This is a genomic window from Streptomyces sp. NPDC079141 (assembly GCF_040686775.1).
GTDB lineage: Bacteria > Actinomycetota > Actinomycetes > Streptomycetales > Streptomycetaceae > Streptomyces.
On sequence record NZ_JBFBLP010000005.1, the window covers coordinates 380,388 to 405,816 of the forward strand.

Below are 25,429 nucleotides of genomic sequence, written 5' to 3' on the forward strand. Positions count from 1 at the left end.
CTCCGGGTCGTGCTGGCCGAGGACAGCGTGCTGCTGCGCGAGGGCCTCATCGGCCTGCTCGCCCGCTGCGGCCACGAGGTCGTGGCGGCCGTCGGCGACGCGAGGGACCTCGTCGCCGCCGTGGACGAGCACGAGCCCGACATCGTCGTCACCGACGTACGCATGCCGCCCGGCTTCCAGGACGAGGGCCTGCACGCGGCGGTGAGGATGCGCGAGAAGCGGCCCGCCCTGCCCGTCCTCGTCCTCAGCCAGTACGTGCAGCGCGCCTACGCGGCCGACCTCCTCGACTCCGGCGACGGTTCCGGCGTCGGCTACCTCCTGAAGGACCGCGTCGGCCAGGTCGAGGAGTTCGTCGACGCGCTGAGCGAGGTGGCCGACGGCGGGACGGTCGTCGACCCCGAGGTCGTACGGCAGCTGCTGCGCCGGCGTCGTGACCCCCTGGAGCGGCTCACCCCGCGCGAACGGGAGGTGCTCGCGCTCATCGCGGAGGGCAAGTCCAACGGCGCCGTCGCGCGGGCGCTGGTCGTCTCCGAGGCCGCCGTGGGCAAGCACATCGGCTCGATCCTCACCAAGCTGGACCTGCCCCCGGCCGAGGAGACCCACCGCAGGGTGCTGGCCGTCCTGGCCTACCTCAGGGCGTGAGCAGCGCCTTGGCGAAGCAGCGGCTCAGTTCGTGGAAGCGGTAGTAGCCGAACTTCGTGCACGGCTCGTAGCCGCTGGAGGTGTACAGGCCGATTGCCTCCGGCTGCTCCATGCCGGTCTCCAGCACCATCCGGGTGCGGCCCGCCGCGCGCGCGTCGTCTTCCAGGGCGGCGAGGATGCGGCGGGCCAGCCCCAGCCCGCGCATCTCCTTGATCACGAACATCCGCTTGAGCTCGGCGTCGCCGTCCTCGTTCCCCTCGCCGTTGTGGTCCTGCCGGCGCCAGCCGCCGGTGGCCACGGGCCGGTCCAGCTCGTCGTACGCGATCAGGTACACGCCGTTCGGCGGATCGAAGTCGGCCGGCGCGAGCTCGGTGGCGTCGCCGCCGTCGCCGTAGCGCTCGTGGTACTCGGCCTGGACCTCGGCGTCGAGCTTGACGGCGTCGGGGTGGTCGAAGGAAACGCGGCGTATGTGCATGCCGATAACCGTACATCTATTCGACGAATCGGAGATTTAGACTCAGTCCAGTCTGCGGGTATGGTGCCCGGGTGCTCACTGTGACCTCTGTGAATGTGAACGGGCTGCGCGCCGCCGCGAAGAAGGGCTTCGTGGAGTGGCTCGCCGCGACCGAGGCCGACGTCCTGTGCCTGCAGGAGGTGCGTGCCGAGCCGCAGCAGCTGCCCGACGAGGTGCGTGCCCCCGACGGCTGGCACGTCCTGCACGCTCCAGCCGCCGCCAAGGGCCGTGCCGGCGTCTCCCTCTACACCCGCCGCGAGCCCGACCGTGTCCAGGTCGGCTTCGGCTCGGCGGAGTTCGACACGTCCGGCCGCTACGTCGAGGTCGACCTGCCCGGCGTCACGGTCGCCTCCCTCTATCTCCCCTCCGGCGAGGTCGGCACCGACCGCCAGGACGAGAAGATCCGCTTCATGGACGAGTTCCTCGTGTACCTGAAGGGGCTGCGGCAGCGGGCCGCCGCCGACGGCCGCGAGGTCGTCGTCTGCGGCGACTGGAACATCGCCCACCAGCAGGCCGACCTGAAGAACTGGCGCGCCAACCAGAAGAGTTCCGGCTTCCTGCCGGAGGAGCGGGCGTGGCTGACGCGGGTCTTCGACGAGGGTGACGGCGGGTACGTCGATGTGGTGCGCGGGCTGCATCCGGAGGCGACGGGGCCGTACACGTGGTGGTCCTACCGGGGGCGGGCCTTCGACAACGATTCCGGATGGAGGATCGACCTCGCCGTCGCGACTCCGGGACTTGCCCGGCGCGCGGTCAAGGCGTACGTGGAGCGTGCCGCGAGCCATGACGAGCGCTGGTCGGACCATGCTCCGGTGACGGTGGTTTTCGAGGTCTAGGAACGCAGAAGCGTGGGGCGCCCCGGAAGGGGGTGCCCCACGCAGTGCGGTTCAGGCCAAGCGCAGCGGCTAAGCGTCGTAGTCCTGGTCGAACCGGTCCTGCTCCTCCTGCAGCATGCGCTCGGTTTCCTCGTCGCGCCGCTGGCCGCGCTGCTGACCGCCCTGCTGGCCACGCTGCTGAGCCTGCCCCTTGGCCTGCTCCGTCTTCTGCTTGGCCTGCTGCTGCCACTGCTCGGACTTGTCCTGGAACTGGTCCTTCATACCCATGTGGGTTCACTCCCGTGGTGGGTGAGGGGATGAGCCCCGTGCCGGGGCCTCGACCAGATTCACACGACCCGACAACCCACGCATTTCGATCACTTACGCTGTGTAGTGCGCGCTTCCTCGTCCGCCGCCCCACCTGCGCCGACGAGTCCGATCCGCATCCCTTCCAGGCGCTCCCCGAACCGCCGTACCTCCCGCTGACCGACCGTGCCGATCAGCCCGGGCAGGTATCCGCGCACGCCCTGCATCCCGCGCAGCCACCACTGCCCGTACACATGGCTGGAGCGTCGCTCGATCCCGGCCACGAAACGGTCGACCGCGGGACCCAGCGGATAGGTCTTGTTGGACGGCCACGGCAGCCGCTGCCTGAGTTCGCGCATGACGTCGTCCTGGTCGGCCCCGCGCACCATGTCGGTGTCGGTCCACGACAGGTAACCCACGCCGACCCGCACGCCCTTGTGGCCGACCTCGGCGCGCAGGCTGTGCGCGTACGCCTCCACACCGGACTTGGAGGCGCAGTACGCGGTCATCATCGGCGCCGGGGTCATGGCGGCCAGCGACGCGATCTGGAGCAGATAGCCGCGGCTCTCCATCAGCACCGGCAGGAAGGCGCGGGCCGTCACCGCCGAGCCGATCAGGTTGACCTCGATCACCCGCCGCCAGGCGTCCGGGTCGGAGTCCACGAACGGACCGCCCGTCGCCACACCGGCGTTGGCGACCACGATGTCGACCTTCCCGAACCGTTCCTTGACCTCCTGCGCCACCCGCGCCATCGCCTCGTGGTCGGTGACGTCGGCGTGCCAGTGGTCGCTGTCGCTGTGCAGCCGCTCGGAGACCTGCTTGAGCGCGTCCGGCTCCAGGCCGACCAACGCCACCTTCGCGCCGCGCGCGGAGAGCTTGCGGGCGAGGAGTTCGCCCACCCCCCGTGCGGCGCCCGTGACGACGGCGACCTGTCCTTCGAGGCTCACCCTGCTCATGCGCCCTCCTTCACCTGCGTGTACGTCGTGACGAGCTCACGGATCTTCCCGGTCACCAGCTCGGGCGCCTCGATGGGGGTCATATGGCCGAGGCCGGTCAGTTCGGTGACGCCGAGGCAGTTCGGCAGCGCGGCAGCCAGCGAGCGGGCGTGCACCGGCGGGGTGAGCCGGTCGGCCGTACCGGCCACCACGGCCGTCGGCACCCTCAACTCCCGCACCCCGTGGTCGAGATCGAGCAGATCCAGTACGTGGGACCAGGCGTGACGCACCTTGCGCGGGCACGCGTGGACGATACGCGCGCACGCCTCGACCATGTGCGGGGCCGAACCGGGGCCCATCGTCCCGTACTTGAGGATCCGCCGGGCCACGGGGGTGACCGGGCCGAGCGGTGCCCGGGAGCCGAGGATGTGCTTGGTCAGCCAGGTGCGCAGCCGGCCGGGCCGTATCGGTACGACGGTCGACTCGGCGACCAGCCGGGACGAGCCGGTGCTGCACAGCAGGACGGCGACGGCGTGCTCCCGGAAGCAGGCACGCGCGGCCGCGGCCATGACCGTCATCCCGCCCATGGAGTGACCGGCGATCACGGCCTTCTCGCCGGGTGCGAGGGCAGCCTTCAGTACGGCTTCCAGGTCGTCGGCGAGCGCGTCGGTGCTGCACGCCGGGCTCGCGGGGCTGCGGCCGTGGCCGCGCTGGTCGTAGGCGATGACGCGGTGGTCGGCGGCCAGGTCCCGGATCTGCGCCGCCCAGAAGGCCGTTGAGCAGGTCCAGCCGTGGGCGAGGACGACGGCGGGCGCGCCCTCGGGGCCGTGCACCTCGACGTGCAGGCGGGCGCCGTCGGCGGAGACGGCGGTGAGTTCGCGGACCGGGACGGGCGGGGCGTACGGGCCGGAACGGACGTGCGTCAGGCGGCTCACGCGGGCACCTCGGCCTTCACTCGGACGACGTCGTACTCCGCGAGGTCCACCCGCCGTGTCGCGCGCCGGAACTCGCTGGTGGTGCCCGGCCAGACGGTGGTGTTGCGGCCGTTCGCGTCCAGGTACCAGCTGGTGCAGCCGCCGGTGTTCCACACCGTGCGCTTCATGCGCTCCTGCACCCGGTGGTTCCAGGCCTGGACGGCGGAGGTGCGGGCGTCGAGGGCGACTTGGCCGCCGAGGACGTTCAACTGCCGTACGAAGTCGGCCATGTAGTTCAGCTGGGACTCGATCATCAGGATCATGGAGGAGTTCCCGAGGCCGGTGTTGGGGCCGATGATCGTCATCCAGTTCGGGAATCCGGCGGCGGAGGCGCCGCGCAGGGCCGCCATGCCGTCCTTCCAGCTCTCGGCGAGCGTCTGTCCGTCCGCGCCGACGACCCGTTCGGCGATGGGCATGTCGGTGACGTGGAAGCCGGTGCCGAAAATGATCGCGTCGACCTCGGCCTCGGTGCCGTCGGCGGCCACCACGGTCGAGCCGCGGACCTCGCTGAGCCCGCCGGCCACGACGTCCACGTTCGGCTTGGCGAGCGCCGGGTAGTACTCGCTGCTCAGCAGGATCCGCTTGCAGCCGATGCGGTAGTCGGGGGTGAGCTTGGCGCGCAGGGCCGGGTCCTTGATGGAGCGGGCCATGTTCTGCTTGGCGAGCCGCTCGATCAGGCCCAGTTCGTTCGGGTGCTTGGTGAACGCCTGGACCTGGAGCTCGCGGATGCCCCAGAGCAGTCCGCGGCGCAGCTGCGTGGTGAAGGGCAGGGCGCGGTGCAGGGAGCGTTCGAGGCCGCTGATCGGGCGGTCCATGCGGGGCATCACCCACGGCGGGGTGCGCTGGAAGAGGGTGAGCCGCTCGGCGAGGGGCTGGATCGCCGGGACGATCTGGATGGCGGAGGCGCCCGTGCCGATCATGGCGACGCGCTTGCCGCGCAGGTCGTAGTCGTGGTCCCAGCGGGCGGAGTGGAAGACCTTGCCGGGGAAGGAGTCCAGGCCGGGGATGTCCGGCACCTTGGGGTCGGACAGCGGTCCGGTGGCGGAGACGACGAGGTCGGCCGACAGGTTTCCGCTGGTGGTCTCGATGTCCCAGCACAGCCGCTCGGCGTTCCAGGCCATCCGCTTGACCTCGGAGTTCAGCCGGATGTGCGGGCGCAGCCGGAAGACGTCCGTGACATGCTCCAGGTAGGCGCGGATGTGCTCCTGCCCGGAGAAGGTGCGCGGCCAGTCGGGGTTGGGCGCGAAGGAGAAGGAGTAGAGGTGGGACGGTACGTCGCAGGCGCAGCCCGGATAGCTGTTGTCGCGCCAGGTGCCGCCGACGCTGTCCGCCCGTTCCAGGACGACGAAGTCGGTGACGCCCTCGCGCCGCAGCCGGACCGCGGCCCCGAGGCCACCGAACCCGGACCCCACCACCGCCACTCGTACATGTTCGTGCTCGGCCATCCCGACGCCCTCCGCAGACCGACGACTCTGCCAGTGAATACTGGCGCAATGGGAGGGTAGAGCAGGTCCGTACTCATGGGTAGGGGTCAGGCCGAGGAAAGTTACCCGCGGTACGACATAGGCTGCGGGCGTGGCAGAGAAGCGTGAATACCGCATGGAGGAACTGGCCAGGGAGGCCGGCATCACGGTGCGCACCCTGCGCTTCTACCGCGAGCGGGGGCTCATCCCGCCCCCGCGCCGCGAGGGCCGTATCGCCTGGTACGACGACCATCACCTGGCCCGGCTGCGCACGATCGCGGCGCTGCTGGAACGCGGCCACACCCTGAGCGGCATCGCGGAGCTGGCGGAGGCCCTCGACCACGGCCGGGGCGTCGCCGACCTGCTCGGCGTCGCCGCCCCCACCGAGGAGGAACCGGTCCGCCTGACTCCCGAGGAGCTCGCCGCCCGCTTCGAGGGCCAGGTCACCGCCGAGAACCTCGCGGCCGCCCTCGACCTCGGCTACCTCGGCACCGACGGCGACGAGATCGTCCACATCAGCCGCCGCCTGCTGGACGTGTCGGCGGCCCTGGTCCGCGAGGGCATCCCGCTGGCGGACGTCCTGGCGGCGGGCAAGCGGGTCCGGGAGCACGCGGACGCCCTCGCCGAACTCTTCGCCGACGTGGTCCTGCGCCACGCCCCCGAGGAGGACCTCCACCGGTTGCGCCCGCTCGCCCGGAGCGTGGTCGACGCGGAGCTGTCGCTGGCGCTGGACCGGCGGCTGCGCAAGCAGACCCAGGGGTAGGACGCCTCGCCGCCGCTCAGGAGCGCGGCGGCAGCTTCGGCCGCGACCTGTCCGGTACGTGCGCGTACCCCGGAGGGGAGGCCGGAGGGTTGGTCTCCAGCAGGTCCAGGGCCAGTTGCACCGCGTCGTCGAGCTGGGCGTGGCGGCCCTCCGCCCAGTCCAGGGGGGTGCGCAGGGCCTCCAGGTCGGGGATGACGCCCTTGTTCTCGATGGACCAGCCGTACGCGTCGAACCAGGCCGCGTTCATCGGCACCGTGATCACCGTGCCGTCGCCGAGGGAGTGGCGGCCGGTCATGCCGACGACGCCGCCCCAGGTGCGCTGGCCGACGACCGGCCCCAGCTTCAGGAGTTTGAAGGCGGCGGTGATCATGTCGCCGTCGGAGGAGGTCGCCTCGTCGGCGAGGGCGACCACCGGGCCCCTGGGGGCATTTGACGCGTACGACACCGGCTGGGCGTTGCGGGTGAGGTCCCAGCCGAGGATCGTGCGGGTCAGCTTCTCCACGACCAGTTCGCTGATGTGACCGCCCGCGTTGCCGCGCACGTCGACGATGAGGGCGGGGCGGGAGACCTCCATGCGCAGGTCGCGGTTGAACTGGGCCCAGCCGGAGCCGCCCATGTCGGGGATGTGCAGATAGCCGCAGCGGCCGCCGCTCAACTCCCGGACCACCTCGCGGCGTTTGGCCACCCAGTCCTGGTAGCGCAGGGGGCGCTCGTCGATCAGCGGGACGACCGCGACCCTTCGCGCGCGTCCTTCCCCCTCCGCCGGGGTGAACGTCAGCTCCACCGTCGTACCGCCCGCCCCCGCGAGCAGCGGGTACGGGCCCGCCACCGGGTCCACCGGTCGGCCGTCGACGTGGGTGAGGACCGCGCCCTCGCGGATGCCCGTGCCGGCCAGCGGGGAGCGGGCCTTGGAGTCGGAGGAGTCGCCGGGCAGGATCCGCCGTACCGTCCAACCGGCCTCCCGGTGGACGAAGTTGGCGCCGAGCAGACCCTGGCGGCGCTGGTAGTGCGGCGGTCCCTCGTTGCGGCGGGCGGCGGAGACGTAGGCGTGGGAGGTGCCCAGCTCGCCCAGGACCTCGCGCAGCAGATCGGCGAACTCGTCCGGCGACGCGACGTGCTCGACCAGCGGGCGGTACTGCGCCAGCACCGCGTCCCAGTCGAGGCCGCACATGCCCGGGTCCCAGAAGTAGGCGCGGATGAGCCGGCCCGCCTCCTCGTACGACTGGCGCCACTCGGCGGCGGGGTCGACCTCGTGCAGGATGCGGCGGGCGTCGATCCACACCGTGGAGTCGCTGTCGCCGAGTTCGCTCGCGGGCACCGCGCGCAGGTCGCCCTCGTCCACCACGACCAGTCGGCTGCCGTCGCCGCTGACCGCGAACCAGTCGAGGTGGTCGACGAGTTCGGACTTCTTCGCCTTGCTGATGTTGAAATGTTCGAGGGTCGGCCGGCCGCTGGTGTCGGCGGGGTTGACGAACGTCTCGCCCAGCGCGCCGGAGATCGGCCAGCGCAGCCAGACAAGACCGCCGCCCGCGACCGGGCACAGCGCCGAGTACTTGGAGGCGGTGACCGGGAACGGCGTCACCCGGCTCTCCAGGCCCTCGACCTCCACGGTCACCGCGCCGCCGTCGCCGCTCTCGTCCTCGGCGGGGTCCAGTCCGCCGGCGGCCGGGCGGCCCTCCGGGTTCAGCGCGAAGGGGGAGGGGGTGGCCGAGGAGAGCGGGACGAGGTAGGGGCGGCAGCCCAGCGGGAAGGACAGGTCGCCGGTGTGGACGTCGTAGACCGGGTCGAAGCCGCGCCAGGAGAGGAAGGCGAGATAGCGGCCGTCGCTGGTGAAGACCGGGTTCTCGTCCTCGAAGCGGCCGTTGGTGACGTCGACGACGTAACGGTCCTTGATGCGGGCCATCTTGATCTGGCGCAGGGAGCGGCCGATGCCCGGGTGGGACCAGGTCAGCCAGGCGCCGTCGGGGGAGAAGGCGAGGTCGCGGACGGGGCCGTTGATCGACCGGATCAGCTCGGTGACCTCGCCGTTGGACTCCTCGGTGGCGTCGAGCAGGAGCAGCCGTCCGTCGTGGGAGGCGAGAGCGAGGCGTTCGCCCTGCGGGTCGCAGACCAGCTCCAGCACCCGGCCCAGCTCGCCCGAGGCCAGCCGGCGCGGCTCGCGGTCACCGGTGGCCCGGGGCAGGTAGGCGATCTCGACCGCGTCCTCGCCCTCGGCGTCGGTGACATAGGCGACCTGACCGGCCGGGCCGAGCATCTCCGGGAGCCGGACCCGTACCCCCGGGGTGTCGGTGATGGTGCGGGCCGGGCCGTCGCGGTGGGTGAGCCAGTACAGGCTGCCGCGGACGACGACCGCGCTCGCGCGGCCCGTCTCGTCGACTGAGATGCCGTCCAGGTGCTGGGCGGCGGGCACCTGGTAGGGGCGCCGGCCCGCGCGCGGGCCGCTGAGCCGGACGTCGAGCCTGCGCGGCTCACTGGAGAGGTCGTCGACGATCCACAGGTCGCCCGCGCACTGGTAGACCACCCGGGTGCCGTCACTGGCGGCGTGCCGGGCGTAGAAGGCGTCGTGGTCGGTGTGCCGGCGCAGGTCGGAGCCGTCGTGGGCGCAGGAGTAGAGGTTGCCGATGCCCTCGTGGTCGGAGAGGAAGGCGATCCGGTCGCCGACGAACATGGGGCAGGACAGATGGCCGTCGAGGTCGGCCAGCAACCGCTCCCCGTGCAGCCACAGGCGGCCCGTGGCGCCGCCCCGGTAGCGCTTCCAGGCGGCGGGCTCGTGCGGCGGGGTGCCCGTCAGCAGCAGGGCCTTGCGGTCGGCGACCTGGATGTCGGAGACCGGGCCCCAGGGCAGCTTGCGGCCGGGGGAGCCGTCGGGGGTGACCTTGTACGCCCAGGTGAAGTACGAGAACGGCTCGCCGTGGGAGGCGACGGCGAGGATGTCCCCCTCCGCCGTCCAGCCGGTGACCTGGGTGTCGGCGCTGCCCCAGTGGGTGAGCCGGCGGCCCGGTCCGCCGTCCACCGGGACCAGATGGATCTCGGGGACGAGACTGCGCCAGCTCGTGTACGCGATGTGGCGGCCGTCGGGGGAGAAGCGGGGGTGACCGGCCTTGGTGCGGTCGACGGTGAGCCGCCAGGCGCGGCCGGGTCCGTCCAGGGGGGCCAGCCAGAGGTCGTCCTCGGCCACGAAGCACAGCAGGTCGCCGTTGAGGTGGGGCAGACGCAGATAGCTCACCTCCCCATGCTTTTCCGGGGGATGGGCCCCAGCAACTCGTGTCGTGACACAGGACACGTACGAAACGGTTTCGTTTCGCTTAGGCCTGCGCTACATTCGTTCTGTACGAAACAGTGTCGTTCGCTGAGTCAGGGAAAGGGGAGTGAGTCATGGCAGAGGCAGCAACGGTGCGCCGCAGCCGGATCACACCCGAGCGTGAGGCCGAGCTCTACGAGGCCGTGCTCGACCTGCTCCGCGAAGTCGGCTACGACGCCCTGACCATGGACGCGGTCGCCACGCGCACCAAGTCCAGCAAGGCCACGCTCTACCGCCAGTGGGGCGGCAAGGCCGAGCTCGTGGTGAAGGCCGTACGCCACAACAAGCCGGGCGGTATCGGTCTCGCCGACATCGACACCGGGTCGCTCAAGGGCGACCTGCACGCGCTCACGCTGCGCTCGGACGACTGCGAGATGGAGCAGAACTCCGCGCTGATGCGGGGTCTGGCCATGGCCGTGCACAGCAACCCGGACCTCCTGCGGGCGTTCCGGGACCATCTCGTCGAGCCCGAGATGGCGGAGTTCCGTCGTGTCGTGCAGCGTGCGGTCGACCGGGGCGAGGTCCGTGCGGACAACCCCGCGGTCGAGTACATGATGCACATGATGCTCGGCGGGTTCGCCGCCCGCACGATGATCGACGAGCTGCCGCCGACACAGGCCTTCCTCATTTCGTACATCGACGCCGTGGTCCTCCCCGCCCTCGGCGTTCCCAACAGCTGACAAGTCCCCAGCAAGCCCATTCCACCTGACGTCACCGCTCACGTCGCCGGGCTGATCACCCCTGCCCCGAACACCCCAACGACATGACCGGGAGTACGCCTCCGTGGCCACGTTCCTCTACAGACTCGGCCGGCTCGCCTTCCGGCGACGGCACTTCGTCGCCCTGATCTGGGTGGCCCTGCTGACGCTCGCCGGCGTCGGCGCCGCCTCCGCGCCCACCGCGGGCAGCACCTCCTTCTCCATCCCCGGCACCGAGGCCCAGAAGGCCTTCGACCTGCTGGAGGAACGATTCCCCGGTTCGAGCGCCGACGGAGCGACCGCCCGCGTCGTCTTCCAGGCGCCCGACGGACAGAAGCTCTCGGCCGCCGACAACAAGGCCGCCGTCAAGCAGGCCGTCAAGGAACTGGGCACCGGCTCCGAGGTCGTCTCGGTCACCGACCCGTTCCAGAGCAAGTCGGTCTCGCAGGACGGCACCGTCGGCTACGCCCAGGTCCGCTACGAGGTCTCCGGCATGGAGCTCAAGGACTCCTCCAAGGAGGCCCTGGAGCACGCCGCCGACGACGCGCGCGAATCCGGGCTGACCGTCGAGATCGGCGGTGACGCGCTCCAGGCCACGCCCGAGACCGGCTCCACCGAGATCATCGGCATCGCGGTCGCCGCCGTCGTCCTCGTCATCACCCTGGGCTCGCTCGTCGCGGCCGGACTGCCGCTGCTGACCGCGCTCATCGGCGTCGGCATCGGCGTCTCGACGATCACCGCCCTCGCCAACGCGCTGGACCTGGGCTCCACCACCTCCACGCTGGCCATGATGATCGGCCTCGCCGTCGGCATCGACTACGCGCTGTTCATCGTCTCCCGCTACCGCGCGGAACTGGCCGAGGGCCGGGACCGCGAGGAAGCGGTCGGCCGGGCCACCGGCACCGCCGGATCCGCGGTGGTCTTCGCCGGCCTCACGGTCGTCATCGCCCTGGTGGGCCTGTCCGTCGTCAACATCCCGATGCTGACGAAGATGGGCATCGCCGCGGCCGGCACCGTCGTCATCGCCGTCCTGATCGCGCTGACCATGATCCCGGCCCTGCTCGGCTACGCGGGCCGCAAGGTCCAGCCGGCGGGCGCCAAGAGCAAGCTGTTCGGCCGCGGTCGCAAGACGGCCGCTTCGGAGGACAAGCCGGCCAAGCCCAACATGGGCACCCGCTGGGCGAGCTTCGTGGTCCGCCGTCCCGTCGCCGTCCTGCTCTTCGGCATCATCGGCCTCGGCGCCGCCGCGGCCCCGGTCGGCTCCCTGGAGCTGGGCCTGCCCGACGACGGCTCGCAGCCCACCTCCACCACGCAGCGCCGCGCCTACGACCTACTTTCCGAGGGCTTCGGTCCCGGCTTCAACGGTCCGCTGATGGTCGTCGGCGACGCCAAGGGCAGCGACGACCCGAAGGCCGCCGCGACCGAGGTGGCCGACGAGATCAAGGGCCTGGACGGCGTCGTCACGGTCACCCCGGCGACGTTCAACAAGGCCGAAGACACCTTCACCATCACCGTCATCCCCGACTCCAAGCCCTCCTCGACCCAGACCGAGGACCTGGTCCACGCCATCCGTGACAGCGGCGCGGACATCAAGGCCGACACTGACGCCGAGGTGCTGGTCAGCGGCACCACGGCGATGAACATCGACTTCTCGCAGAAGATGAACGACGCGCTGATCCCGTATCTCGCGCTCGTCGTCGGCCTTGCCTTCCTGCTGCTGATCGCGGTGTTCCGGTCGATCCTGGTCCCGCTGAAGGCGGCCCTCGGCTTCCTGCTCAGCGTGCTCGCCGCGCTCGGCGCCGTCGTCGCGGTCTTCCAGTGGGGCTGGCTGTCCGGCCTCATGGGCGTCGAGGAGACCGGCCCGATCATGTCGATGATGCCGATCTTCATGGTGGGCGTGGTCTTCGGTCTCGCGATGGACTACGAGGTGTTCCTCGTGACCCGGATGCGCGAGGCGTACGTCCACGGCGAGAGCCCCAGCCAGGCCGTGGTGACCGGCTTCAAGCACGGCGCACGGGTGGTCACGGCCGCCGCCGTGATCATGATGGCTGTCTTCGCCGGCTTCATCGGCTCCTCCGAGTCGATGGTGAAGATGATCGGCTTCGGCCTGGCCATCGCCGTCTTCTTCGACGCGTTCGTGGTCCGCATGGCGATCGTCCCGGCGGTGCTCGCGCTGCTCGGCAAGAAGGCCTGGTGGCTGCCGAAGTGGCTGGACCGGGTGCTGCCCAACGTGGACGTCGAGGGCGAGGGCCTCAAGGCCGTGTCCGAGACCCGCGCCAAGGATGTGGATCCGGACGGGGACAAGGAGCTGGTACGCGCCTGACGTACTGCCTCTGACCAGCCGGTGAGGGCCCCGTGGGGACGGTGGCGCCCTCACCGGCTGCCTCTTTGTGCGGGGGCGTTCGGGCGAGGCTTTCGGGGGCGATAACCCGTCGCGTGCCCGGTACACGTACCGCTAGCGTGGCGTCCCATGACGTCTGCCGCCTCAGGAGCCCACCCCCTCTTCGCCGCCGCCCTCGACGAACTCGGCCTCGGCGAACTGCACGACCGGATCCGGCGCTTCCCGGACGCGACCCGCACCGCCGCCGAGGCGGCCGCCGCGATCGGCTGCGAACTGAGCCAGATCTGCAAGTCGCTGATCTTCGCCGCGGACGGCGTCCCCGTCCTCGTCCTCATGGACGGCGCCTCCCGCGTCGACGTCGACCTCGTACGGCAGGAACTCGGTGCCGAACGGGTCACCCGGGCCAAGGCCGACGTCGTACGGGAGACCACCGGATACGCCATCGGCGGCGTCCCGCCCTTCGGGCACCGCACGCGGACCCGGGTCCTGGCCGACCGCTCCCTGCTCGACCACGACCTCGTCTGGGCCGCCGCCGGCACCCCGCACACCGTCTTCCCCATGGAACCCAAGGCGCTGATCGCGCACGCCGGGGCCGCCCTGGCGGACGTGCGCGAGCGCACCGCGTGACGCCGCTGGTCACCGCCGCCGTCCTGCTCGCCGCGGTCACCCACGCCTGCTGGAACGCCCTCGCCCACCGCATCCCCGACAAACTCGTCGGCTTCACCCTGATCGCGGGCGGCGGGTCGCTGATCGGGCTGGCCATGGTGCCGTTCACGGCGGTGCCGGCGGCCGGTGCCTGGCCGTATCTGATCGGCTCCGCGCTGATCCACATCGCCTACTACGTCCTGTTGATGAAGTCCTTCCGGCTCGGCGACTTCGGGCAGGCCTACCCCATCGCGCGCGGCACCGCGCCCCTGGTCGTCACCCTGCTCGCGGCGCTCTTCGCCCATGAGGTCCCGGACGGCTGGGCGGCCGCCGGCATCGCCCTGTCGTGCGCCGGGCTGACCGGGGTCGCCCTGTGGGGGCTGCGCGGACACCGGCCCAACTTTGCCGCGATCGGCGCCGCGCTCGCGACCGGCCTCACCATCGCGGCGTACACGGTCGTCGACGGCCTGGGCGTGCGTGCCTCCGGCTCCTCCCTCGGCTATATCGCCTGGCTGATGGCGGTCGAGGGCGTGGCGATCCCGGCGTACGCCGTCTGGCGCTGGCGCGGCGGGACGGCCGCCGTGCTCCGGCCGTACGCCGCGGTAGGCCTGCTCGGCGCCGCGCTCTCCGTCGCCGCGTACGGACTCGTCCTGTGGGCGCAGACCCGCGCGGAACTGGCCCCGATCGCCGCCCTGAGGGAGTCCTCCATCATCGTCGGCGCGGCGATCGGCGCCCTGTTCTTCAAGGAACGCTTCGGAGCCCCGCGGATCGCGGCGGCGGGGCTGCTGGTGGTGGGGATCGGGCTGATGCTGCGGGCCGGTTAGGGCCGCGCCTCTGCCATTCCTTGGCGGCAGCGGTGGTGTGGAACGGGCCGGAAGGAGCACCCTGGAATCAGGTATTCCGGAGGTGATCGTCATGATGCACACCGCAGTGGGATGGCACGTCGAGATGGAGTTCCGCGAGGACGACCAGCACACGAGTGCAGCGGCGCTGGTACGTCTGCCCGACGGCACCGAGGTACGGGCCCACGGCCACGCCAGCCGCCACCACACCGACTCCAATCAGCCACGGGTCGGTGAGGAAATAGCGGCAGCCCGCGCGCTCAACGAACTCGCGATGCAACTGCTGACGAAGGCGCACGGCGAGATCGACTCGGCGTCGGGGCGTACGTCGCACCCGATCCACGTGTGAGGTGAGGCCAGGGCGCGCGGGGCGACCCGCGCGCCTGGTCTGAGCGTTTGGCGCGGGCGCGCGGGGCGGGATTCGCGCCGGGCGTGGGCGTTTGGCGCGGGTGCTCGGGCGTATGCCGTATGGGATCCGCCTGGGATCCGCGCGTGCCGCGAATCCCAGGCGCGCGTGACTCGGCGTGCGCGCCCGGCGTGAGTGCTTTGCGTCGAGCGCGGGGCGCGAGCCGAGTCCGGTGCGCCCAAGAGCCCGCGCCGGGGCGTGCGTGAGACGTTACGCGCCCCGCGTGAGCGACTCCCGTACCGCCCGTACCAGCGCCTGCGCGCGCGGATCCGCCGTCACGGTCTTGCGGAAGCCGTTGGTGACGTAGCCGAAGCCGATGCCCGAGTCGGGGTCGGCGAAGCCGAGGGCGCCGCCGCGGCCGGGGTGGCCGAAGGAGGTGGGGGCCAGCAGCGGGGACGCGCTGCCGTGCAGCATGTAGCCGAGGCCGAAGCGGGTGCCCACCACCAGCACCCGGTCCGGGCCCGCCGACTCCTCGGCGCGGGCCAGCCGGGCCGTGGCCGCGTCGAACAGGCGGACACCGTCGACCGGGCCGATCAGTGCCGCGTAGAAGCGGGCCAGGCCCTCGGCCGTCGAGATGCCGTTGGTGGCGGGCAGCGCCGCCGCGCGGTAGGCGGGGTCGTTCTGGTCGGGGAACGGGCTGATCGCCGCGAACGCCCGGCGGGTCAGGGAGTCGGGGTCGGCGTAGGCCTCGGTGACCGTCCGCTTCGGTCGGGCGCGCAGCCCGCCGGCCGGCTCGGGACCGTCGACGCGCCCGGAACGGCCGACCCGCCCGGCCGCCGCCTCCGACTCCGGCAGCCCGAGCCACAGGTCCAGGCCCAGCGGCGCGGCCATCTCCGCCGCGATCCACTCGCCGGCCCGGCGCCCCGTCACCCGCCGGGTCAGCTCGTCGAGCATCCAGCCGTAGGTCAGCGCGTGATAGCCGTGGTCGGTGCCCGGCTCCCAGACGGGGGCCTGCGCGGCGACCGCCTCGGGACCGCGTGCCGGGTCCAGCGCCTCCTCGGGGGTGAGCGGCGTGTCCAGCACGGGCAGCCCGGCCCGGTGGTTCAGCACATGCCGCACGAGCAGCCGTTCCTTGCCGTGCGCCTTGAACTCCGGCCAGTACTCACCCACCGGCGCGTCCAGATCCAGTTCCCCGCGCTGATGCAGCAGCAGGAGTACGGCGGCGGCGACGCCCTTGGTCGCCGAGCGCACGACGTGCGCGGTGCCGCGTTCCCACGGCGCGGTGCCGTCGACGTCGCGGGTGCCGGCCCACAGGTCCACGACCCGGTGCCCGTCGCGGTAGACGGAGACGGCCGCGCCGCGCTCGCCGAGCGCCTCGAAGTTCCGTACGAACGCCGCCCTGACCGGCTCGAATCCCTCGACGACCGTGCCGTTCACATCCACGTCCGTAGGTCCTTTCCCACTCGCCTGCGACAGTGGGTGCAACACCGGGCGGTCGCCTGCGATTCCTCGGCTCGGCGGAATCGGAGGGGGTTGTGTGGGGGGAAGGCGGAGGAGGACCGTCCGGATCCGGTCGGGTCGTTAGCCTGCCCGGGTGACGAAGAAGATCTTGATCGCGGGTGCGCTGCTGGCCGTCGTGTGCGCGGGCGCGGGCGCCGCCGCGTACGCCGCCTTCACCGAGGAGGACACGGCCGTGTCCGTGCAGACGGAACCGGTGAGGACCCGCGCCTACTACGTCGAGCTGTGGAAGGAGCAGCTGGCGAAGTCGGGGAAGGAACTGCCGGCCGACGTGGACTCGATGACCAGGCAGGAGATCCTCGACGAGCTGGCCGGGGAGCTGGCCAGGCACTCCGAGCCCGAGTGACCGAGCGCCGGAGGGGTCCGCGCCGACCGCGCGAACCCCTCCCGCCGTACCTGCCGTGCCGGTCAGGCGATACCGTTGGCGGCGGTCATCGTGTTGGCGGCCTTCGAGTCGTGCTCGGAGGAGAACTGGTTGTCGGAGATACGGTTGCCCGCCTCGTCCTCCTCGTGGTGGCTGACGGTGCCGATGATGCGCGGGTCGGTGGAGTTCTTGCCCTCGATCCAGGGGCCGCCGGAGGAGCCGCCGCCCATGTCGCAGTCCATCGACATGCGGTCGTCGAGCGGGTTCCAGGAGAAGGCGTCCACGGTGTCGCCGTAGCAGTACATCATCCGCTCACCGGTGAGGTCGGTGCGGTTGTAGCCCTCGCCGGGGTAGCCGGCGGCGTAGACCTCGGCGTGGTCGGTGAGGTTCGCGGTGAAGGTGTAGCCGAACGCGCCCACGTTGTCCTGGAGCTTGCCCCAGACGGGGTGGTCGTCGAGGACGAGGGCGGCGTAGTCGGCGGTGTACACGTCGCCGCTCTCCATCCACTCGTTGCTGACGATCTTCGACTTGATGGTCCAGGAGCCGAACGGGCCGCTGCCGTCGCGGTAGCCGGGAACGAACTCCGTCATGTTGTTCCAGCCGGCGGCACCCGTGCCGTCGCCCTGGTGGACGCAGTGTCCGGCGGTCCACAGCGTGTTGCGGTTGTTCGAGACGATGACGGCGGCCGAACAGGTGTGGTCGGTGCCGTCGGGCCACTTGAAGAACAGGCGGCCGACCAGGGAGTACTGCGGGGCGGTGGTGTAGGGGACCTCCTGGGAGACGGAGATCTCCGTGGCCGCCGCGGTGGTCGCGCTGCTCTGCACGAGGGTGGTGTTCGTCGGCCTGACGGCCGGGGCGGACAGGTCGGCCGGGTTCGCGACCGGCGTTCTGTCCTTCTTCGCGCCGGTGCCGGGTGCCTTCTTCAGGGCGGGCGTGGTCTCGGAATCGGCGACGGCCTTCCGGCGGCGCTCGGGGGTCCAGTAGGAGCGGACCTCGTTGTCCGACTTCTTCTCGGCGGACACGGTGATGCCCGCGGGGACGTCCGCGGACCGCTCGGCGATCGGCGTGGCGTGGGCCGTCAGCGGGGTCAGGGAGAGCGCTGCCGCGGCAGCGACAACGGTGAGGGCGCGGTGAAGGCGCACGGGTACCTCGGTCTTCTCGAAATCGAGCGATGATCTTGAGGGTGTATGCAATCACCGTGTCATGGTCATGCCATGCGTGCGCCGTGAACAGGCTGTGGACGGTCGTCGGAGGGTGTGCGGAGCTTCGTCTCGACGTCAGCCGAGCAGGATGGTGACGTCGATGTTGCCGCGGGTGGCGTTCGAGTACGGGCAGACCTCGTGGGCCGCGTCCACGAGCTTCGCCGCCACGTCCGCGTCGAGCACCGGCAGGGAGACACTGAGGGCCACGGCGAGGCCGTACCCGAGCTGCTTGTTGGGGCCGATGCCGACCTTCGCGGCGACGGTGGAGCCGGACAGGTCGAAGCCGGCCCGGCGGCCGACGAGGACGAGCGCATTGTGGAAGCAGGAGCTGTATCCGGCGGCGAACAACTGCTCGGGATTGGTGCCGTTGCCGTCGCCTCCCAGCTCCGGCGGCATCGCGACGCGCAGCTCCAGCTGGCCGTCCTGGCTGGTCACATAGCCGTCCCGGCCGCCGTGCGCGGTGGCCTCGGCGACGTACATGATCTTCGTCGGACGGGTGTCGACAGCGGTGCCGTCGGTCATGGGCGTCCTCCCCCGGACATCGGTGCGCACAAGAACATCGTGCACAAGGTACTGGCCGGTAGGTGCGGGGGCGCGGGCAGGGGGTGGCAACCGCGGGTAATGCCAGATCGGGGGCGCGCGTCAGTGTGTGCGCGCCGGGCGCGTGGTTGTCAGCGTGCGCGGTCCGCTGCCGCCTGCGCCTTGTCCGCGAGCCGCCACAACTCCTCGCGCAACCGCGCGACCTCCGGCCCGCCGAGCTCCGTCGCCGCGAGCAGCGCGCCGGGCACACGCGCCGCGCGCTCCCTCAGTTCCTCCGCACGCCCCGTGCACGCGACGAGCACCGAGCGCTCGTCGCTCATCGCGCGCTCCCTGCGCACGAGCCCCGCGGACTCCAGCCGCTTGAGCAACGGCGACACCGTCCCGTAGTCCAGCCGCAGCGCCCCCGCCAGCTCCTTGACCGTCGTCTCCCCGCGCTCCCACAGCACCAGCAGGACGAGGTACTGCGGATAGGTGAGGCCGAGGTCGTCGAGCAGCGGACGGTACGCGGCCGTCACCGCACGCTGCGCCGCGTACAGCGCGAAGCACAGCTGCTCGTCGAGCAGCGGGGAGCCGGCGGCACCACCGTTCTCGTCGTTCGTCACGCGCCCATTGTCACGGACGGATCCGGGCCGCCGGCACGGAACGCGGATCGAAGCCGAACGGCAGCTCCAGCCGGTGGGCGTGCATCAGCTCCTCGTCCGCGAGCAGCTCGCCCGTTCCGCCGTCCGCCGCGATCACGCCCTCGCTCAGGATCAGCGAGCGCGGGCACAGTTCCAGCGCGTAGGGCAGGTCGTGCGTGACCATCAGTACGGTCACGTCCAACGAGCGCAGGATGTCGGCCAGTTCACGGCGGGAGGCGGGGTCCAGGTTGGAGGACGGCTCGTCCAGGACCAGGATCTCCGGCTCCATCGCCAGCACCGTCGCCACGGCCACCCGGCGGCGCTGCCCGAACGACAGATGGTGCGGCGGCCGTTCCTTGAACTCCGCCATGCCGACCTGCGCGAGCGCCCGGTCCACGCGCTCCTCCAGCTCCGGCCCCTTCAGCCCGGCCGCCGCAGGCCCGAACGCCACGTCCTCGCGGACCGTCGGCATGAACAGCTGGTCGTCCGGGTCCTGGAAGACGATGCCGACCTTGCGCCGGATCCGCGCCATGTGCTGCCGCCCGACGGGCAGTCCGGCGACCTTCACCGTGCCGGTGCCGCCGCTGAGGATGCCGTTGAGGTGCAGCACGAGCGTCGTCTTGCCGGCGCCGTTCGGCCCGAGCAGCGCGACGCGCTCGCCGCGCGCGATGGAGAAGTCCACGCCGAACAGGGCCTGATGGCCGTCGGGGTAGGCGAAGGCGAGGCCGGAGACCTCAAGAGAAGCAGTCACAACGTCCATCCCAGCAGACAGACCACGAGGGCGGTGAAGGGGAGGGCGAGCGCGTACGACCACTGCGCCCGGGACGCGGTCACCTCGTCGATGACCGGCATCGCACCGGCGTACCCGCGGCTGACCATGGCCAGGTGCACGCGCTCGCCGCGTTCGTAGGAGCGGATGAACAGCGCGCCCGCGGACTTCGCGAGCACGCCCCAGTGCCGTACGCCGCGCGCCTCGAACCCGCGCGACTCCCGCGCGATCCGCATGCGCCGCATCTCGTCGGTGATGACATCGCCGTAGCGGATCATGAAGGAGGCGATCTGCACCAGCAGGGGCGGGAGCCTGAGGCGTTGCAGGCCGAGGAGCAGTTCGCGCAGTTCGGTCGTGGAGGCCAGCAGTACGGAGGCGGCGACGCCCAGGGTGCCCTTCGCGAGCACGTTCCAGGCGCCCCACAGTCCGCTGACGCTCAGCGACATGCCGAGCACCTCGACGCGCTCGCCCTCCGCGACGAACGGCATCAGCACGGCGAACGCGACGAACGGTACCTCGATCAGCAGCCGCTTGAGCAGAAAGCCGACGGGCACGCGCGCGACGTACGCGACGACCGCGAGCAGGACGGCGTACAGCCCGAAGGCCCACATCGCCTCCCGCGGCGTCGACACCACGACGAGGACGAACGCGAAGGTCGCGGCGAGTTTGGTGTGCGGCGGCAGACCGTGCACGGGGGAGTGCCCGTGCCGGTACAGCTTGTGTGCGTGCCCGGCGCCCACGTCAGACGCCCGTGCTCACGGGGGAGACGTCCTCGTTCGTGCGCCGCCTGCGCACCGCCCAGAACACCGCGCTGCCCGCGACGACCGTGACGCCGACGCCGATGACGCCCGCCAGCCCCCCGGACAGGCGGGCGTCGTCGACATCCTTGACGCCGTAGTCGGCGAGCGGGGAGTCGGCGTTCGTGTGCTCCTCGGCCTCCTTGTCGATGCCCTGGTCGGAGGCGACCTTCTCCAGGCCGTCGGGGCTGGACGAGGCGTAAAAACTGACGAACCCGGCGAGGACGAGGGAGGTGACCAGACCGGTGATCCACAGCGCGCGCCGGGAGGTGCGCGCCGCGACGGGCGCCGTGCGCGCTCCGTCAAGCGCCCCCTCGGGCGCCGGAGCGTCGACCAGTGCGCCGTTCACGCGCAGCTTCAGGCGCTGACGCAGGTCGCGCGCGCCGTACACGAGATCCGGGCGCACGGCGATCACCGCGCCGACCGTGAGCGCCGTGATCGCCGCCTCCCCGATGCCGATCAGGACGTGCACGCCGACCATGGCGGTGGCGACCTTGCCGATCGAGACGTCGGTGGTGCCGCCGACCGCGTACATCAGCGTGAAGGCGAGGGCCGCGGCCGGCACCGAGACGAGGGCCGCGACGAAGGAGGCCACGGTCACCGAACGGCGGGTGCGCGGCAGCACCTTGACCAGGCCGCGGAAGAGCCCGTAGGCGACGACCGTGGTGACGACCGCCATGTTCGTGATGTTCACGCCGAGCGCGGTCAGGCCGCCGTCCGCGAAGAGGATGCCCTGCATGAGCAGGACCACGGAGACGCACAGCACGCCCGTGTAGGGGCCGACCAGGATCGCGGCGAGGGCACCGCCCAGCAGGTGGCCGCTGGTGCCCGCGGCGACGGGGAAGTTCAGCATCTGCACGGCGAAGATGAACGCGGCCACCAGCCCGGCCAGCGGCGCGGTGCGTTCGTCGAGTTCGCGGCGCGCGCCGCGCAGGCTGACCGCGATCGCGGCCGCGGCGACCGCTCCGGTCGCGACCGAAGTGGGGGCGTCTATGAATCCGTCAGGCACATGCACCGTTCGATGATAGTGGCTTGTTGCGAACGGCTTGCAAGAGCGTGTGACAGAGAACAACCGGCGAACAACCGGCGCACAATCTCCCGCCCGGAGGCGCCCCGGGGAAAATATGCGACATTGGAGAGGAAGCGGATTCACAGCCTTCGCATAGGTCACGCAGCGTAAGGGGCCGCCCGATGTCGGTAGTCGAACAGTACGCGCGAGCCCAGATCGTCACGGACACGGACGTCCAGGTGCAGGAAGACCGCGGCGCCGTCCCCGTCGTCCTGCGTTACGACCCCGAGAGGGATCCGCGCGCGGTACGGGTCGGACTGCCCGGACCGCACGAGTGGACCTTCTCCCGGGATCTGCTGGAACAGGGACTGCGGGCACCGGCCGGCAGCGGCGACGTACGGGTGTGGCCGTGCGGGCGGGTGCAGGCGGTGGTGGAGTTCCACTCCGCGCAGGGCGTCTCGGTGGTGCAGTTCGAGTCGAAGGCCCTGCTGCGCTTCCTGCGCCGCACCTACATGGCGGCCGCCGAGCCCGTGCGCCGCTGACGCGCGCGGGAGGCCGGTTCAGCCCCCCAGCTTCAGCAGCGAAGCCACGATCGGCCCCGCCGTCTCCCCGCCATGCCCGCCCGACTGGACCACGCCCGCGGCCGCGAGGTCGCCCCGGTAGGCGGTGAACCAGCCGTTCGGCTTCTTCTGGCCGTCGACCTCCGCGGAACCGGTCTTCGCGCCGACGTCACCGCCCACCCCGGCCATCGCCTCGGCCGCGGTGCCGTAGGCCGCCGTATAGGCCATCAGCTCGCGCAGCTGCGCGAGCGTGCCGCCCGACATCGTGCGTGCGGCCGTCGCCAGCTTGCGGCCGTCCACGTCCGGGGAGACCAGGTACGGCTGGTGGAAGACGCCCGCCTTGACCGTCGCGGAGACCGACGCCATGTTCAGCGGGTTCATCCGCACCCCGCCCTGACCGATCAGCGAGGCCGCCATCTGCGCCTGCGACTGCACCGGGACGCCGCCGTCGAAGGTCGGCACACCCACGGACCAGTTGTTCAGACCCAGGCCGAAGACCTGCTGCGCCTGCTTGGTGAGGCTGTCGTCGTCCAGCTCGGGCGCCTGGCTGATGAAGGCCGTGTTGCAGGACCGCGCGAAGCTCGCCTTGAACGTGCCGCCCTTGATCTCGAACTTGTCGTCGTTCTGGAACTTCCAGCCGCCGTACGTGAAGTACTTCGGGCAGGGGTGCTCCTTGTTCACCGACGCCAGGCCCTTCTCGATCAGCAGCGAGGAGGTCACGACCTTCATCGTGGAACCGGGCGCGAGGGAGCCCTGGAGCGCGGTGTTGAAGCCCTGGGAGGAGTTCGCCACCGCCAGGATCTCGCCCGTCGAGGGGCGCAGTACGACGACCGACGCGCGCGCCTTCTTGGCGACCTGTTCCTCGGCCGCGGCCTGGAGCGTCGGGTTCAGCGTCGTCTTCACCGTGCCCGGCGTGCCCTTGCTGAGCTCCAGCAGGGTCTTGTCCGCCGACTTGGACTTCTTGCCGCGGATCACGCGCAGCTCGATGCCCGCCTTGCCGCCGGCCGTCTTGCCGTACTTCTCGCGCAGTCCGTCCAGCACCGTGCCCAGCGACGGGTACGACTTGGCGGTCAGCTCACCGCCGTCCCGGTCCAGCGCCTTGATCGGCGGCGTCCCGGACTCCCCGGTGACCAGGGTGTCGCCGTCCTTGAGGTCGGGATGGACGACGGAGGGCTGCCACCGCACGACCGGCTCGCCGTCCTCGGCCCGCCGTACGACGGTCAGCGCGCTGTCGTACGCCAGCGGCTTGCTGAGCTTGTCGTACGCCACCGTCGCCTTGACGGAGAAGGGCACTTCGGCGCCGGACGCGGTGCCGGGGGTGAGCGTGACGTCCTTGATGCGGGCGTCCTTCCCGTAGCCGGTGAGCAGCTTCCGCGCCGCCGTGGCGTCGTCCGTGGCGGCGGCGGCCTCGGTGACCTCGCCCCGCTGCCACGCCGTGAGGAACGCGGTGGTCGCGGTGGTGACCTCCTTCGCCGACAGCGGGCCCGTCTTGACCGACTTCGCCTTGTCGTCGACGTCGGCGGACGCCGTCTGCGTACGGTCGTCGGCCGCCGCCCCGCCGCCGTACAGCGCGTAGGCGCCGAGCCCGGCACCGCCGACGACCACGGCGATCACCCCGCCGATCACCACGGCAGGCTTCGTCTTCCGTCGCTCGTCGGCGACGCGCCTTCTCTTGCCCACAGCTGTCAGTTCCTCCGCACAAGATCCCCAGGGTCCCCGCTGCCCCCTATATCCAGCCCAACGACGGCACCACCCTAGAGTCCCGTCCTCCAGGAGTGAGTTCAGCCTCCGGCTGCCAGGACCGCCTTGACGATCGGGCCCGCCGCCTCGCTGCCGCGTCCGCCGGCCTCGCTCATGGCCGCCGCGGCCACGTCGTCGCGGAACCCGGTGAACCAGCTGTTGGCCGTCTGCCCGTCCACCTCCGCGGATCCGGTCTTCGCGCCGATGTCACCGCCCAGCCCGGCCATCACGTTCTGGGCCGTGCCCTGGGTCGCGGTGAGCCGCATCATCTGCGTGAGCTGGGAGGCGGTGTTCGGCTCCAGACCCTTGGCGGTGGCCAGTTCACGGTCGTCCAGCTCGGGCGAGACCAGATACGGCTGCCGGAAGGTGCCCGTCTTCGCGGTCGCCGTCACGGACGCCATGTTCAGCGGGCTCATCTGGACCTGCCCCTGGCCGATGGCGTTGGCCGCGCGGTCCGGTCCCGCGGAGGCCGGAACGCTGCCGTCGAAGGAGGTGATGCCGGTCTTCCAGTTGTCCTGACCGAGCCCGAACCGCTCCTGCGCCTCCGCCATCAGCGAGGCGTCGGTGAGTGGCTTCTCGTCGACGAGCTTGATGAAGCCGGTGTTGCACGAACGCATGAACGTATCGGCCAGCGTGGCGTTCAGGTTGGCCTCAAGACCCGGCAGGTTCTTGAAGGTCTGGCTCTGCCAGGTCGCGGAGTCCGGGCAGGGCGCCGGGCCGTTCATCGAGGTGACGCCGTTGTCGATGAGCATCGCGGCAGTGATGATCTTCATCGTGGAGCCGGGCGCGACCCGCCCCTCGAAGGCCGCGTTCCATCCGTCCGAACGGTTGTTGGCCACCGCCAGCACCTCGCCCGTGCTCGGCTTGACCGCGACCACCGACGACTCGTCGTAGCTCTTCACGGCCTTCTCGGCCGCCGCCTGCACGTTCGCGCTCAGCGTGGTGGGCAGCCGGCCCGCCTTGCCCTCGGCGAGGGTGACCAGCGGGGTGTCGGCGACCAGCTCGTCGGCGTGCCGGACCACCAGCTCCACGCCGGGCGTGCCGCCGGCCTTGTCGCCGTACCGCTCGCGCAGCGTGTCCAGGATCGGGCCGAGCGAGGGGTACTTCTCCTTGGTCAGCACACGGCTGTCGCGGTCCACCGCCACGATGGGCGGGCTCGCCGACTCCCCGGTGACGAGCGTGTCGCCCTCGTCCTTCAGCTGGGGATGGATCACGGACGGATCCCAGTCGACCAGCGCCCGCCCGGAGGTCTTGCCCCGCACCACCGTCAGCTCGCTCTTGTACGCGAGCGGCTTCGACGCCCCCTCGTACGACACCGTCGCCCGCACCGAGAAGGGCACCGTGGCCCCCTTCGCCGTCCCCGGCGTGATCTTCACGTCGGAGATGTGCGCGCCCTCGCCGTACGCGACGAGCAGCTGCTCGGCCGGAGCGTCGAAGTTCGTGTACGACGCCGCCCGCGCCGCCTGCCCCTTCTCCCACGCCGTGAAGAAGTTCCCGGCCGTCTCCTCGACCTCGTCCCCGCTCGGCGGCCCGGTCTTCACTTCCGCGGGCCCGCCCCCGTCACCGTTCAGCGCGGATACGACGTTGTAGGCGCCGTATCCGGCCCCGCCCACCATCACGGCGAACACACCGCCGACAACGGCGGCCTTCACCCCCTTGCCCATTGGGCCGTCCCCTCCCCGTTTCCCCATTGGTCATCCGCACTGTAAGGGGGCGGTGTGCGGG

Annotated in this window: 25 protein-coding genes; 10 read left to right on the top strand and 15 right to left on the bottom strand. The window is 71.3% G+C overall.

Going from position 1 to position 25,429, the window contains the following annotated elements; all coding sequences use genetic code 11:
* Positions 1-9 precede the first annotated feature (9 nt).
* Positions 10-642 carry a response regulator transcription factor gene (locus AB0Q90_RS18420; RefSeq protein ID WP_363164088.1) on the top strand — a complete coding sequence of 211 codons (633 nt, stop codon included), beginning with the start codon at positions 10-12 and terminating at the stop codon, positions 640-642.
* Here the strand turns inward: AB0Q90_RS18420 and AB0Q90_RS18425 are convergent.
* The gene (locus AB0Q90_RS18425; RefSeq protein WP_363164087.1) at positions 632-1,117 is read right to left on the bottom strand and encodes a GNAT family N-acetyltransferase; all 486 of its coding nucleotides are present in this window, start codon (positions 1,115-1,117) and stop codon (positions 632-634) included. The two genes, AB0Q90_RS18420 and AB0Q90_RS18425, sit on opposite strands and share 11 nt — an antisense overlap.
* Before the next feature lie 71 nt (positions 1,118-1,188).
* On the opposite strand from AB0Q90_RS18425, the gene AB0Q90_RS18430 reads away from it, so the two are divergent.
* On the top strand, positions 1,189-1,992 hold the full coding sequence (locus tag AB0Q90_RS18430; protein ID WP_363164086.1) for an exodeoxyribonuclease III: 804 nt from the start codon (positions 1,189-1,191) through the stop codon (positions 1,990-1,992).
* A 69-nt stretch (positions 1,993-2,061) separates the two neighbouring features.
* Here AB0Q90_RS18430 and AB0Q90_RS18435 read toward each other — a convergent pair whose 3' ends face one another.
* The 4 genes from AB0Q90_RS18435 to AB0Q90_RS18450 form a co-directional block, all read right to left on the bottom strand.
* Positions 2,062-2,259: a hypothetical protein gene (locus AB0Q90_RS18435; RefSeq protein ID WP_363164085.1), complete on the bottom strand. Its 198-nt coding sequence runs from the start codon at positions 2,257-2,259 to the stop codon at positions 2,062-2,064.
* 89 nt (positions 2,260-2,348) lie between these two features.
* Positions 2,349-3,233 (bottom strand): SDR family oxidoreductase, encoded by an 885-nt coding sequence (locus tag AB0Q90_RS18440; RefSeq protein ID WP_363164084.1) that lies wholly within the window; start codon positions 3,231-3,233, stop codon positions 2,349-2,351.
* Positions 3,230-4,147, bottom strand: coding sequence for an alpha/beta hydrolase (locus AB0Q90_RS18445; RefSeq protein WP_363164083.1), 918 nt, complete (start codon positions 4,145-4,147; stop codon positions 3,230-3,232). Before AB0Q90_RS18445 ends, AB0Q90_RS18440 begins: the two co-directional genes overlap by 4 nt.
* Positions 4,144-5,631 (bottom strand): NAD(P)/FAD-dependent oxidoreductase, encoded by a 1,488-nt coding sequence (locus AB0Q90_RS18450; RefSeq protein WP_363164082.1) that lies wholly within the window; start codon positions 5,629-5,631, stop codon positions 4,144-4,146. The genes AB0Q90_RS18445 and AB0Q90_RS18450 overlap by 4 nt, the downstream gene beginning before the upstream one ends.
* Before the next feature lie 130 nt (positions 5,632-5,761).
* Here AB0Q90_RS18450 and AB0Q90_RS18455 point away from each other — a divergent pair, with 130 nt between their 5' ends.
* Positions 5,762-6,412 carry a MerR family transcriptional regulator gene (locus AB0Q90_RS18455; protein ID WP_363164081.1) on the top strand — a complete coding sequence of 217 codons (651 nt, stop codon included), beginning with the start codon at positions 5,762-5,764 and terminating at the stop codon, positions 6,410-6,412.
* Positions 6,413-6,428: 16 nt separating this feature from the next.
* Here the strand turns inward: AB0Q90_RS18455 and AB0Q90_RS18460 are convergent, their stop codons facing one another.
* Positions 6,429-9,638 (bottom strand): S41 family peptidase, encoded by a 3,210-nt coding sequence (locus tag AB0Q90_RS18460; RefSeq protein ID WP_363164080.1) that lies wholly within the window; start codon positions 9,636-9,638, stop codon positions 6,429-6,431.
* 149 nt (positions 9,639-9,787) lie between these two features.
* Between AB0Q90_RS18460 and AB0Q90_RS18465 the strand changes: the two genes are divergently transcribed.
* The 5 genes from AB0Q90_RS18465 (at position 9,788) to AB0Q90_RS18485 (ending at position 14,588) form a co-directional block, all read left to right on the top strand.
* Positions 9,788-10,393, top strand: a complete 606-nt coding sequence (locus tag AB0Q90_RS18465) for a TetR/AcrR family transcriptional regulator (RefSeq protein WP_363164079.1) — start codon at positions 9,788-9,790, stop codon at positions 10,391-10,393.
* 103 nt (positions 10,394-10,496) lie between these two features.
* A complete protein-coding gene (locus AB0Q90_RS18470) occupies positions 10,497-12,734 on the top strand; it encodes an MMPL family transporter (RefSeq protein WP_363164078.1) in 2,238 nt (745 codons plus the stop codon).
* A 147-nt stretch (positions 12,735-12,881) separates the two neighbouring features.
* Positions 12,882-13,379: a YbaK/EbsC family protein gene (locus AB0Q90_RS18475; RefSeq protein ID WP_363164077.1), complete on the top strand. Its 498-nt coding sequence runs from the start codon at positions 12,882-12,884 to the stop codon at positions 13,377-13,379.
* Positions 13,376-14,221, top strand: a complete 846-nt coding sequence (locus tag AB0Q90_RS18480; protein WP_363164076.1) for a DMT family transporter — start codon at positions 13,376-13,378, stop codon at positions 14,219-14,221. The genes AB0Q90_RS18475 and AB0Q90_RS18480 overlap by 4 nt, the downstream gene beginning before the upstream one ends.
* Positions 14,222-14,312: 91 nt before the next feature.
* The gene (locus tag AB0Q90_RS18485; RefSeq protein WP_363164075.1) at positions 14,313-14,588 is read left to right on the top strand and encodes a DUF1876 domain-containing protein; all 276 of its coding nucleotides are present in this window, start codon (positions 14,313-14,315) and stop codon (positions 14,586-14,588) included.
* 267 nt (positions 14,589-14,855) lie between these two features.
* Here AB0Q90_RS18485 and AB0Q90_RS18490 read toward each other — a convergent pair whose 3' ends face one another.
* On the bottom strand, positions 14,856-16,028 hold the full coding sequence (locus tag AB0Q90_RS18490) for a serine hydrolase domain-containing protein (RefSeq protein ID WP_363164074.1): 1,173 nt from the start codon (positions 16,026-16,028) through the stop codon (positions 14,856-14,858).
* A gap of 151 nt (positions 16,029-16,179) precedes the next feature.
* On the opposite strand from AB0Q90_RS18490, the gene AB0Q90_RS18495 reads away from it, so the two are divergent.
* Entirely contained in the window at positions 16,180-16,449 is a 270-nt protein-coding gene (locus tag AB0Q90_RS18495; protein WP_363164073.1) for a hypothetical protein, read from the top strand.
* A gap of 62 nt (positions 16,450-16,511) precedes the next feature.
* Here AB0Q90_RS18495 and AB0Q90_RS18500 read toward each other — a convergent pair whose 3' ends face one another.
* The 6 genes from AB0Q90_RS18500 to AB0Q90_RS18525 form a co-directional block, all read right to left on the bottom strand.
* Positions 16,512-17,609: a trypsin-like peptidase domain-containing protein gene (locus AB0Q90_RS18500; protein ID WP_363164072.1), complete on the bottom strand. Its 1,098-nt coding sequence runs from the start codon at positions 17,607-17,609 to the stop codon at positions 16,512-16,514.
* 135 nt (positions 17,610-17,744) lie between these two features.
* A complete protein-coding gene (locus AB0Q90_RS18505) occupies positions 17,745-18,191 on the bottom strand; it encodes an organic hydroperoxide resistance protein (protein WP_363164071.1) in 447 nt (148 codons plus the stop codon).
* A 149-nt stretch (positions 18,192-18,340) separates the two neighbouring features.
* Positions 18,341-18,811: a MarR family transcriptional regulator gene (locus AB0Q90_RS18510; RefSeq protein WP_363164070.1), complete on the bottom strand. Its 471-nt coding sequence runs from the start codon at positions 18,809-18,811 to the stop codon at positions 18,341-18,343.
* 10 nt (positions 18,812-18,821) lie between these two features.
* Positions 18,822-19,589 (bottom strand): ABC transporter ATP-binding protein, encoded by a 768-nt coding sequence (locus AB0Q90_RS18515; RefSeq protein ID WP_363164069.1) that lies wholly within the window; start codon positions 19,587-19,589, stop codon positions 18,822-18,824.
* Positions 19,577-20,338 carry a cobalt ECF transporter T component CbiQ gene (gene cbiQ, locus AB0Q90_RS18520; RefSeq protein WP_363164068.1) on the bottom strand — a complete coding sequence of 254 codons (762 nt, stop codon included), beginning with the start codon at positions 20,336-20,338 and terminating at the stop codon, positions 19,577-19,579. The genes AB0Q90_RS18515 and cbiQ overlap by 13 nt, the downstream gene beginning before the upstream one ends.
* A 1-nt stretch (position 20,339) precedes the next feature.
* The gene (locus AB0Q90_RS18525) at positions 20,340-21,410 is read right to left on the bottom strand and encodes an energy-coupling factor ABC transporter permease (RefSeq protein WP_363164067.1); all 1,071 of its coding nucleotides are present in this window, start codon (positions 21,408-21,410) and stop codon (positions 20,340-20,342) included.
* A 176-nt stretch (positions 21,411-21,586) separates the two neighbouring features.
* Here AB0Q90_RS18525 and AB0Q90_RS18530 point away from each other — a divergent pair, with 176 nt between their 5' ends.
* A complete protein-coding gene (locus AB0Q90_RS18530; RefSeq protein WP_363164066.1) occupies positions 21,587-21,946 on the top strand; it encodes an SsgA family sporulation/cell division regulator in 360 nt (119 codons plus the stop codon).
* Between the two features lie 18 nt (positions 21,947-21,964).
* Here AB0Q90_RS18530 and AB0Q90_RS18535 read toward each other — a convergent pair whose 3' ends face one another.
* Both AB0Q90_RS18535 and AB0Q90_RS18540 read right to left on the bottom strand, forming a co-directional pair.
* Entirely contained in the window at positions 21,965-23,644 is a 1,680-nt protein-coding gene (locus AB0Q90_RS18535; protein WP_363164065.1) for a penicillin-binding transpeptidase domain-containing protein, read from the bottom strand.
* A gap of 101 nt (positions 23,645-23,745) precedes the next feature.
* Entirely contained in the window at positions 23,746-25,368 is a 1,623-nt protein-coding gene (locus AB0Q90_RS18540) for a penicillin-binding transpeptidase domain-containing protein (RefSeq protein WP_363164064.1), read from the bottom strand.
* Positions 25,369-25,429: the final 61 nt, after the last annotated feature.

Bases quoted from the DNA above. Each gene is read 5' to 3' on its own strand.
- AB0Q90_RS18425 (WP_363164087.1), bottom strand. From the start codon at position 1,117: ATGCACATACGCCGCGTTTCCTTCGACCACCCCGACGCCGTCAAGCTC.
- AB0Q90_RS18435 (WP_363164085.1), bottom strand. From the start codon at position 2,259: ATGGGTATGAAGGACCAGTTCCAGGACAAGTCCGAGCAGTGGCAGCAG.
- AB0Q90_RS18440 (WP_363164084.1), bottom strand. From the start codon at position 3,233: ATGAGCAGGGTGAGCCTCGAAGGACAGGTCGCCGTCGTCACGGGCGCC.
- AB0Q90_RS18450 (WP_363164082.1), bottom strand. From the start codon at position 5,631: ATGGCCGAGCACGAACATGTACGAGTGGCGGTGGTGGGGTCCGGGTTC.
- AB0Q90_RS18465 (WP_363164079.1), top strand. From the start codon at position 9,788: ATGGCAGAGGCAGCAACGGTGCGCCGCAGCCGGATCACACCCGAGCGT.
- AB0Q90_RS18475 (WP_363164077.1), top strand. From the start codon at position 12,882: ATGACGTCTGCCGCCTCAGGAGCCCACCCCCTCTTCGCCGCCGCCCTC.
- AB0Q90_RS18485 (WP_363164075.1), top strand. From the start codon at position 14,313: ATGATGCACACCGCAGTGGGATGGCACGTCGAGATGGAGTTCCGCGAG.
- AB0Q90_RS18505 (WP_363164071.1), bottom strand. From the start codon at position 18,191: ATGACCGACGGCACCGCTGTCGACACCCGTCCGACGAAGATCATGTAC.
- AB0Q90_RS18515 (WP_363164069.1), bottom strand. From the start codon at position 19,589: ATGGACGTTGTGACTGCTTCTCTTGAGGTCTCCGGCCTCGCCTTCGCC.
- AB0Q90_RS18530 (WP_363164066.1), top strand. From the start codon at position 21,587: ATGTCGGTAGTCGAACAGTACGCGCGAGCCCAGATCGTCACGGACACG.
- AB0Q90_RS18540 (WP_363164064.1), bottom strand. From the start codon at position 25,368: ATGGGCAAGGGGGTGAAGGCCGCCGTTGTCGGCGGTGTGTTCGCCGTG.